The 9,669-nt window shown below is 68.7% G+C and carries 8 protein-coding genes; 7 read left to right on the forward strand and 1 reads right to left on the reverse strand.

Features of this window, described 5'->3' with window-relative positions; translation table 11 throughout:
* Nucleotides 1–30: 30 nt before the first annotated feature.
* The 4 genes from aceB (at nucleotide 31) to MJ785_RS06525 (ending at nucleotide 5,541) form a co-directional block, all read left to right on the forward strand.
* Nucleotides 31–1,695, forward strand: a complete 1,665-nt coding sequence (gene aceB / locus MJ785_RS06510; protein ID WP_239376965.1) for a malate synthase A — start codon at nucleotides 31–33, stop codon at nucleotides 1,693–1,695.
* 81 nt (nucleotides 1,696–1,776) lie between these two features.
* Nucleotides 1,777–2,655, forward strand: coding sequence for a MoxR family ATPase (locus MJ785_RS06515; RefSeq protein WP_239308444.1), 879 nt, complete (start codon nucleotides 1,777–1,779; stop codon nucleotides 2,653–2,655).
* 89 nt (nucleotides 2,656–2,744) lie between these two features.
* Nucleotides 2,745–4,169 carry a VWA domain-containing protein gene (locus MJ785_RS06520; RefSeq protein ID WP_239308445.1) on the forward strand — a complete coding sequence of 475 codons (1,425 nt, stop codon included), beginning with the start codon at nucleotides 2,745–2,747 and terminating at the stop codon, nucleotides 4,167–4,169.
* Between the two features lie 154 nt (nucleotides 4,170–4,323).
* Nucleotides 4,324–5,541 carry a DUF4349 domain-containing protein gene (locus tag MJ785_RS06525; RefSeq protein ID WP_239380196.1) on the forward strand — a complete coding sequence of 406 codons (1,218 nt, stop codon included), beginning with the start codon at nucleotides 4,324–4,326 and terminating at the stop codon, nucleotides 5,539–5,541.
* On the opposite strand, the gene pgm is transcribed toward MJ785_RS06525, so the two are convergent.
* Nucleotides 5,538–7,187 (reverse strand): phosphoglucomutase (alpha-D-glucose-1,6-bisphosphate-dependent), encoded by a 1,650-nt coding sequence (pgm, locus tag MJ785_RS06530; RefSeq protein WP_239308446.1) that lies wholly within the window; start codon nucleotides 7,185–7,187, stop codon nucleotides 5,538–5,540. The genes MJ785_RS06525 and pgm overlap by 4 nt on opposite strands.
* Before the next feature lie 407 nt (nucleotides 7,188–7,594).
* Here pgm and nadD point away from each other — a divergent pair, with 407 nt between their 5' ends.
* From nadD to MJ785_RS06545, 3 genes are all read left to right on the forward strand, one after another.
* Entirely contained in the window at nucleotides 7,595–8,203 is a 609-nt protein-coding gene (gene nadD / locus MJ785_RS06535) for a nicotinate-nucleotide adenylyltransferase (RefSeq protein WP_255725451.1), read from the forward strand.
* Nucleotides 8,204–8,426: 223 nt separating this feature from the next.
* Nucleotides 8,427–8,834, forward strand: a complete 408-nt coding sequence (rsfS, locus tag MJ785_RS06540; protein ID WP_239308447.1) for a ribosome silencing factor — start codon at nucleotides 8,427–8,429, stop codon at nucleotides 8,832–8,834.
* Nucleotides 8,831–9,529, forward strand: a complete 699-nt coding sequence (locus tag MJ785_RS06545) for a histidine phosphatase family protein (RefSeq protein WP_239308448.1) — start codon at nucleotides 8,831–8,833, stop codon at nucleotides 9,527–9,529. The genes rsfS and MJ785_RS06545 overlap by 4 nt, the downstream gene beginning before the upstream one ends.
* Nucleotides 9,530–9,669 lie beyond the last annotated feature (140 nt).

A 9,669-nucleotide genomic window follows, 5' to 3' on the forward strand; every position in this document is an offset into this window, starting at 1 on the left:
CCGGGGTTCGTGGAGCAGGGAGGGGACGTGATGGGTGCCGACGGGCCGGCCGACGGAACAGCTGCCGGAGCTGCGCAAGGTGCTGCCGGAGCTGCGCAAGGTGTGGAGGTGGACCGGGTGGTCAGCGGGCTCGCTCCCGCTGACGCCGCGGCGGTGCTGACCGATGAGGCGCTCGCCTTCGTCGCCGCCCTTCAGCGCGCTTTTTCTGGCCGCCGCGCTGAGCTGCTGGAGCGGCGGCGTGAGCGCCAGCGGTCCGTCGCCGCTGGAGCGGGCCTGGACTTCCTGGCCGAGACCACGGACATCCGCGGCGGCGACTGGGTCGTCGCCCCGCCCGCGCCAGGCCTGGCCGATCGCAGGTGCGAGATAACCGGGCCGACCGACGCGAAGATGGTCATCAACGCGCTCAACAGCGGGGCACGGGTCTTCATGGCCGACTTCGAAGATGCCAACGTGCCCACCTGGGCAAATATGATCTCCGGGCAGCGTAATCTGACCGACGCGATTATGCGGGTACTGATGTTCACGGGCGCGGACGGCCGAACCTACGCCCTGGGCGAGAAGCTTGCGACCCTGCTCGTGCGCCCGCGCGGCTGGCACCTGCCGGAACGGCATGTTCTGGTCGACGGCGAACCGGTCAGCGGTGCGCTTTTCGATTTCGGGATGTATGTGTTCCGTAACGCCCATGCGCTGGTTTCGAGTGGCGTCGGGCCATATTTCTATCTACCGAAACTGGAAAGTCACCTTGAGGCGCGGCTGTGGAATGATGTTTTCACCATGGCCGAGGACGCCCTCGGGCTCACCCGCGGGACGATTCGGGCGACTGTCCTCATCGAGACGCTGCCGGCGGCCTTTGAAATGGAGGAGATCCTCTACGAGCTGCGGGAGCACTCCGCGGGGCTGAACGCCGGCCGGTGGGACTACATGTTCTCCACCGTGAAGACGTTCCGCGCCCGCGGTGCTGATTTCGTGCTGCCCGACCGCGGCGCCGTCACGATGACCGTGCCGTTCCTGCGCGCCTACACTGAGCTGCTGGTGGCCACCTGCCACCGCCGTGGTGCGCATGCCATCGGCGGGATGGCCGCCTTCATCCCGAGCCGTCGTGATCCAGCCATCAACGCACATGCGCTGGCAAAGGTCCGCGAGGACAAGGAGCGGGAGTCCCATGACGGTTTCGACGGCAGCTGGGTCGCCCACCCGGATCTGGTGCCGGTCTGCACCGAGGTGTTCGACGCCGTGCTTGGCGGGCGCCCGAATCAGATCGACCGGCGGCGTGACGATGTCGCGGTGACCGCCCGACAGCTGCTCGCGATCCGCGACACCCCGGGCTCGATCACCGAAGCGGGCCTGCGGAACAACATCAACGTGGCCATCCGTTACCTGGAGAGCTGGTTGCGGGGAACCGGCGCGGTTGGCATCGACAACCTCATGGAGGATGCGGCCACCGCTGAGATCTCGCGTTCGCAGATCTGGCAGTGGATCGCCGTACGGGCCCGGCTGGCTGACGGCCGGCCGGTGACCGCGGATCTCGTCCGAGACATCGAGGCCGAGGAACTGGCCGCGATCCGGTCCTCGGCCGGCGCGCGCGCGTTCGACGCCGGGCGCTACGCCGATGCCGCGGCTCTGTTCGAGCGGGTGACATTGGTCGACGAGTTCGTCGAGTTCCTGACCGTCCTCGCCTATGAGCAGGTGGAGTGATCTGGTCGCGGTGATGTCGCCCGCGCGCACCTGTCACTGGCACTATGGAAACGGTTCTCAAGTCGTACACGAGAGGTGTATATGCCGCTACAGGAGCATGCCTTCGCCGATGTGGCGGATGTCCGCGGACGCCTGGAGGCGGCTGGTTACCTTGCGGACCATGCGATCGCCACGACCGTCTTCCTGGCCGACCGGTTGCGCAAGCCGCTGCTCGTGGAAGGGCCGGCCGGGGTGGGCAAGACGGAGCTCGCCAAGGCACTGGCTGCCGCGACCGGCGCCGAACTGATCCGTCTCCAGTGCTACGAGGGCTTGGACGAGGCTCGGGCGCTGTATGAGTGGAACTACAAGAAGCAGCTTTTGCGTATCCAGGCCGGGCGTAATGACGAGGCGTGGGACGAGGCCCATGACGACATCTTCAGCGACGAGTTCCTGTTGCCCCGGCCGTTGCTGACCGCCATCCGGCGCAACGACCCGGCCGTGCTGCTCATCGACGAGACGGACAAGGCCGACGTCGAGGTCGAGGGGCTCCTGCTGGAAGTGCTCTCGGATTTCCAGGTGACGATTCCCGAGCTCGGCACGATCGTGGCCAGCCGCCGTCCGTTCGTGGTGCTGACCAGCAACGCGACGCGGGAGCTCTCCGAGGCGCTCAAACGTCGCTGCCTGTACCTGTACCTGGACTACCCGTCGGCGGCGCGCGAGAAGGAGATCGTCCTCGCTCGCGTCCCGGAGCTGCCCGAACGGCTTGCCGAAGCCATCGTCCGGACCATCCGGGCGCTGCGGGCGATGGAGCTGAAGAAGGCGCCGTCGATCGCCGAGACGATCGACTGGGCGCAGACCGTGCTGGCGCTGGGTATCGACACCTTGGACGAAGAGGCGGTGTCGTCCACGCTGGGTGTTGTTCTCAAGCATGCCAGTGACCAGGCGCGGGCGGCTGGCCAGCTCAAGCTCGGTCGGAACTGACCCGATCTGACCTGGCCTGACCTGGCACATGACCTGATGTGATTCCTGATCTGACCCCCGATGTGGCCTGAGGCGATGGGACGGCCGAGATGAGCGTGCTGGACCGCACGGTGGCGTTTACCGCCGCGCTGCGCACGGCGGGCGTGCCGGTGAGCAGCGCTGAGACCGTGGACGCGGCCCGCGCGGTCGGCGCGGTCGGGCTGCTTGACCGCGGAGCGCTGCACGCGGCCTTCGCGGCCACGATGTGCAAGCGCCCGGCCCATCGGGTCACCTTTGACATGTTGTTCGACCTCTACTTCCCGCCGCGGATCGGTGCTGGTCTGTCCGTCGAGGGTTTCGGCGAGGGCGGTGCGGACTCAGGCGAGGACAATGACGCTCACCAGCGTGGCGGCCACGCGGAGCTGGATCCGGACATGCTGCGCGAGGCTATGCGCGCTGACCTGCTGCGGGCACTGCTCGACGAGGACGATGAGACACTGCGCCGCCTCGCCAGAGATGCCGTGACCGCGCTCGGAGCGGCCCCTGTCGGGGCGGGGCAGCGCTCCTGGTTCATGTACCGGGTCATGCGGGCGCTCTCACCGGACTCCCTGGTCGCGGACCTGCTGGCCGCGATGCTCGACGGGGCCGCAACCGGGGGCCTCGCCGAGCGGGTCGCCCGGCAGACGATCACCGAGCGGATCCGTTCGTTCGAGGAGATGGTCGCCGCCGAGGTTCGGCGCAGGCTTGCCGAGGAACGCGGGGTGGACGCGGTGGCGACGACCGCGGTCAAGCCCCTGGCGGACCAGGTCGACTTTCTCCGGGCGTCCCAGCGTGATCTCGTCGAGTTGCGCCAGCAGGTCTATCCGCTGGCCCGCCGGCTCGCGACCAGGCTGACCGCTCGCCGCCAGCTGGGGCGCTCCGGCCGGCTGGACTTCCGCCGCACCGTGCGGGCTTCGCTCGCCACCGGCGGCGTGCCGTTGCGGACCCACCACCGTCCGCACAAACCGCACAAGCCCGAGCTCGTTGTCCTGTGCGACGTCTCCGGCTCGGTGGCGTCGTTCGCGCACTTCACCCTGTTGCTGACGCACGCGCTGCGGGAGCAGTTCACCCGGGTCCGGGCGTTCGCGTTCATCGACACCACCGACGAGGTCACCCGGTTTCTGCGGGGCTGCGACGTCGGCGACATGATGGCGCGGATCGCGAGCGAGGCCGATCTGATCTGGTTCGACGGGCACAGCGACTACGGGCATGCCTTCGAGGTGTTCGCACGGCGCTACCCTGACGCCGTCAGCCCGAAAACCTCCCTGCTCGTGCTGGGCGACGCCCGTAACAACTACCGGGCGAACGCCGCCGGAGTGCTGCGGACGCTGTGTGCTCAGGCCAGGCACTCCTACTGGCTGAATCCTGAGCCGCGCACCTACTGGGGCTCGGGCGACTCGGCCACCCGCGCCTATGCCGACCTGGTTGACGAGATGGTCGAGTGCCGCAACGTCGAGCAGCTCCAGGCATTCATCGAACGCATCCTCCCGGCATAGGCTCCGCGGCCGGGGTCTGGTGCCCGGGTCTGCTGCCCGGGGCCTGGTGCCCGGGGCCTGGATCTCGCCGGGCTGAAATCGGGGTGAACCGAACGGGCGAGGCGTGCGTCCAACCTTCCGACAGCTGATCGTTGATGGGAGGACGGCCGCGGTGATGGCTATGACAGGCTCGGCGACAGGGGCGGACACTCAGGAGCCCGACAGCCCGGAACGGACACGGCCGGCCGGGCTGGGAAGGGCTCCGATAAGTGATCGTTTCGCCGGGGGCGCCCCCGGCAGGCGCCGGATCTTTCGCTATGCCTTCGCCATCGGGCTTGTTGTGATTGCCGCTGCTGCCTTCCTGCTCGGTGGCGTGCACTCGGACGGGGGATCCGCACCGGCGGTGCTGCCCGTCGCGCCCGGCATCGCTCCAGGCGCCGCCGCTTCGAGCAGCGGCGCTGGTGCGAACGGCGGCGCTGATATGAACGGCGGCGCCGGCGTGAACGGCAGCGCTGGCGTGGACACCGAGGCTGGTTCTGACGTGGTCGGCGCACCAGCGCCGGGGCGGGCCAGCCTGCCCGGATCCCAACCGGATGGAACGGGTGACCAGGCCCGGCCGGCCGGGGCAGAGGTGCGGATCGTGCGTACCGGTTCTGTTGCACTGTGGGTGCGCCCCGGCGGGGTGGACGCGGCGGTCACCGCCATCGAGACCGCGGCGAAGGGGCTTGGGGGCTATCTGTCCGCGCTGGACAGCAGCGGTTCGGCGTCGGCCACCGATAGCGGTGGCGAGCGTGCCAACGTCACCCTGAGGGTCCCGAGCGGTTCGTTCGAGCCGCTGCGCGACCAGGTCGGGAAGATCGGCGAGGTTCGCGCTTCGACCGTTTCCACCCGGGACGTGACCGGCCAGTACGTAGATCTCCAGTCCCGGCTGAAGGCGTTGCGGAGCTCCCAGGACAGCTATCTGGCGCTCCTGGCCAAGGCCGGGACGATCGGGGAGGTCCTCGCCGTCCGCCAGCAGATCGACAACGTGCAGTTGCGGATTGAACAGCTTGAGGGCCAGCGCCAGGTGCTGGCTGACTCCAGTGATCTTGCCACCCTCACCGTCGGGATCAGTGAGCGGGGCGCGGCGGCCGGCGGCGCTCCGGACGGCACCGGCCGGGGTCTTGGCCGGGCCGTCCGGCTGTCCTGGGATCGCTTCGTCGGTGGTCTGACCCAGATCGTCGCGTTGATCGGGCCGATCATCCTGATCCTGCTGTCCGCCGCGACGGTGTACATGGGCTACCGGCTGGCCCGGCGGGCCCGCCGCCGAACCAGCCGACCGGCCTCGCCAGCCCCGCCAGCCGATTCGGCCCCGCCAGCCCCTTCCGCCCCTTCCGCCGATTCGGCCAGTTAGCGGGCGAGGGCGGCGTCCACGACGGACTGCGCCTCGGCGAGGACGGTGTCCAGGTGCTCGGGTCCGCGGAAACTCTCCGCGTAGATCTTGTACACGTCCTCGGTGCCGGACGGGCGCGCCGCGAACCAGGCGTTCTCGGTGATGACCTTGATCCCGCCGATCGCCGCTCCGTTCCCGGGAGCATGGGACAGCGCGGTGATCACCGGCTCGCCCGCGAGCATGGAGGCGTCCAGGTCAGCCGGGGTCAGGGAGGTCAGGACCTCCTTCTGCGCGGGGGAGGCCGGCGCATCCACCCGGCGGTACGCGGGTGCGCCGTGCCTGTCGGTGAGTGCCGCGTAGTGCTGACCGGGGTCCTTCCCGGTCACAGCCGTGATCTCAGCGGCGAGCAGGCAGGCGATCAGACCGTCCTTGTCGGTGGTCCAGACCCGGCCGTCGCGGCGCAGGAACGACGCGCCCGCGCTCTCCTCCCCGCCGAATCCGAGGGAGGCGTCGATCAGCCCGTCCACGAACCACTTGAAACCGACCGGAACCTCGACGATCTCCCGTCCGAGCCCGGCGGCGACCCGGTCAATCATGCTCGAACTGACCAGGGTCTTGCCGATCGAGGCAGCGCCGGGCCAGCCGTCGCGATGCGTGAACAGATAGGAGATCGCGGCTGACAGGTAGTGGTTGGGGTTGAGCAGGCCCTCGCCCGGCGTCACGATGCCGTGCCGGTCGGCGTCGGCGTCGTTGGCCAGCGCCACGTCGAAGGAATCCTTCAGACGCAGCAGCGACGCCATCGCGTATGGCGAGGAGGGGTCCATCCGGATCTTGCCGTCCCAGTCGACGGTCATGAATCCGAACCGTGGATCGACCGTGGTGTTGACCACGTCGAGGTCGAGCTTGAAACGCTCGGCGATGGCCTGCCAGTAGGCCACGCTCGCGCCCCCGAGCGGGTCGACGCCGATCCTGACGCCCGCGCCGCGGATCGCGTCGAGGTCGATCACGGCTGCCAGGTCGTCGACGTAGGCCGTGACGTAGTCGTGCACGGCCGCACTCGTGCGGGCACGCGCGGGCGGGACCCGTGAGACCCCCCGCAGCCCGTCCGCGAGCAGTGCGTTCGCGCGGTTCTGGATCCAGGTGGTCAGGCCGGTGTCCGCCGGCCCCCCGGTCGGTGGGTTGTACTTGAATCCGCCATCCGCGGGTGGGTTGTGTGACGGCGTGATCACGATACCGTCGGCGAGACCATGAGCCTGCCCGGCCGCGCGGCGGGCATTGTGCGTGAGGATCGCGTGCGAGATCACGGGGGTGGGAGTGGCCTCGCCAGCCGGGGCGATCCGGGTATGCGTCTCGTGCGCGGCCAGTACTTCCAGCGCGCTGGTGAGCGCGGGCGCGGACAGGGCGTGGGTGTCCACACCGATGAACAGCGGTCCGTCCACGTGGTGGGCGGCCCTGTGTTCGCATATCGCCTGTGTGATCGCGACGATGTGATCGGCGTTGAAGGAGCGGCGCAGTGACGACCCGCGGTGCCCGGATGTCCCGAACGAGACCCGTTGGGATGCCTCGCCGGGGTCGGGCCGCTCGTCGTGGTATGCGGCCAGCAGCGCGTCCACGTCGATGAGAATGTCAGGCTGCGCGGGCTGGCCCGCGAGCGGACTCACCGGCATCAGGTAGCCTCCTCGAGTCGGGATTAACAGAATAAGAACAGCGTAAGAACAGAATAGAAACGGATAGGGGAAACGGGAACTGAACGAGAATGAGGAGCGACCGGCAACAGGGATGTGAGCATGAGCTGATCTGGGCGGGGCGCGGGCGTCGATGCCGGATCATGGCGACGGCGAGCCCCGGCGAGTACGTGGTCAGCCTACGGCGATGGCCGGTGGCCCTGGCCCGGCGGGACGCGGCGTTCCTCGCGGCGTTCCTTGCGGCGTTCCTTGCGGCGTTCCTCGTGGCCGGTGGCTACAGGCTGGATTTCCGCCGCTATGCCCGGTGCGCTCGGTCCGGGCCGTTGGGCGCGGATGTGATACTTCCCGGAGAAGTCGAAATCACGGTGTGCTCCCGTTACGGTCCGTCCGTGAGGCTCGGGGTGATGGGCGGGACCTTTGATCCGGTACATAACGGTCATCTGGTCGCCGCCAGTGAGGTCGCGGCACTGTTCGATCTGGACGAGGTGGTCTTCGTGCCGAGCGGGCGTCCGTGGCAGAAGGCGGACAGAGAGGTGTCGCCAGCCGAGGACAGGTATCTGATGACCTTCCTTGCGACGGCGGGCAATCCACAGTTCACCGTCAGCCGGATTGACATCGACCGGAGCGGCCCAACCTACACCATTGACACCCTGCGGGACCTGCGCCTCGTGCGGCCGCGGGCCAAACTGTTCTTCATCACCGGGGCGGACGCGCTGGCACAGATCCTCAGCTGGCGCGACGTCCGGGAGCTGTTCGGGCTGGCTCATTTCGTCGGGGTCACCCGGCCCGGCTACCAACTGGAGCTCGACGCGAGCCTACCGGGTGACGCGGTCAGCCTCCTGGAGGTTCCGGCGTTGACGATCTCCTCTTCCGACATCCGTGCCCGGGTGAGCCGCGGGGCGCCCATCTGGTACCTCACCCCGGACGGGGTGGTGCGCTTTATTGCCAAAAGCGGGCTGTACCGACCGCGCGACCCAGCGGCGACGCCCGTCCCATGATCTTGTCGCCTGCCCGCATGGCGTGGCCAGGGTACCGGTACGGGCCACAATCAGGCACGTGAAAGCGTTGGGTATGTCAGGCTGGATGGGCGGTACGCAAACCGCTCCGGCGCATACGATCGTTAACCGTAGTCGACGGGCATGCCCCGCCGCCAGCGGCTGCGCGATCATGTTTTTGACGCGCAGCCGGAAGCCCGGTGACCCAGTCAGGAGAGATGTATTCGTGACCGCATCCCCGCGAGCCGTCGAACTCGCCCTCGAAGCCGCGCAGGCCGCGGCGGACAAGCTCGCCAGCGACATCGTCGTGCTGGACGTCAGCGAGCGTCTTGCTATCACGGACTGCTTCGTGGTCGTGTCCGCCGACACTGAACGGCAGGTCAAGGCCGTGGTTGATGGCGTCGAGGAGCAACTGCGCAGGCTCGGGGCCAAGCCGTTGCGCCGCGAGGGTGAACGCGAGGGACGCTGGGTGCTGCTCGACTTCTCCGATGTTGTGGTGCACGTACAGCACGGTGAGGAGCGGACCTACTACGGACTCGAACGGCTCTGGAAGGACTGCCCGCGGATCGCCTTCGTCGACCGTGATCTTTCCCGGCATGTCGAAGCCGCTGGACCCGGTGTTGGTCGCTGGTGAGGATCCTGCTGTGGCGGCACGGCCGCACCGCCTGGAACGATGTCGGCAGGTTCCAGGGGCACGCGGATCCTCCGTTGGACGAGACCGGCCGGGCGCAGGCGCGGCTGGTCGCACCCGCGGTCCGCGCGCTTGCCCCTGACGTTGTCATCTCCTCGGACCTGCTGCGCTGCCGGGCGACCGCGGCTGAGCTCGGCGTTCCGGTTCGGATGGACGCCAGGCTGCGGGAGATCTCGCTGGGGGAGTGGTCGGGGCTGACGGCCGCGCAGGCGGCCCTCCGTTTCCCCGCGGAGGACGCGGCGTGGCGTCGTGGCGAGGACGTGCGCCGTGGCGGTGGTGAGACCTACGTGGAGGTCGGCGCCAGAGCGGTTGGCGTCATTGACGACCTTGTCGCTGAAGGGCTCCCCGGTGAGGATGGGCTTGCCGTCCTGGTGCTGCACGGCGGCACCGCCAGGGCCCTGATCGGACGGCTGCTGGAGATACCGTCATCGGTCTGGTGGCGGTTCGGGCCGCTGAGAAACTGCTGCTGGACGCTGCTGCGTGGTGACGGCGGACGGTTCCGGCTGGTCGAGCACAACGGCGGCCCGTTGGCGCTCACCGGGGTTCCCGCTCCCGGCACGTCCGAAGCGGGCCTGCCCCCGCAGATGCCCGCGGCCGCTCCGGACATCGAACCGGTACACTCACCGAGTGCCCCCTGACGGGGTGCTCGGCGGAACCTGTAGGGTGTGAACGGTACGAACGAACGGCAAGGGTGACGAAAGCACGTCTGGGGCTGTGGCGCAGTCTGGTAGCGCATCACACTGGCAGTGTGAGGGTCAGGGGTTCGAATCCCCTCAGC

The sequence above is a fragment of the Protofrankia sp. CiT1 genome, assembly GCF_917627335.1.
Lineage (GTDB): Bacteria > Actinomycetota > Actinomycetes > Frankiales > Frankiaceae > Protofrankia.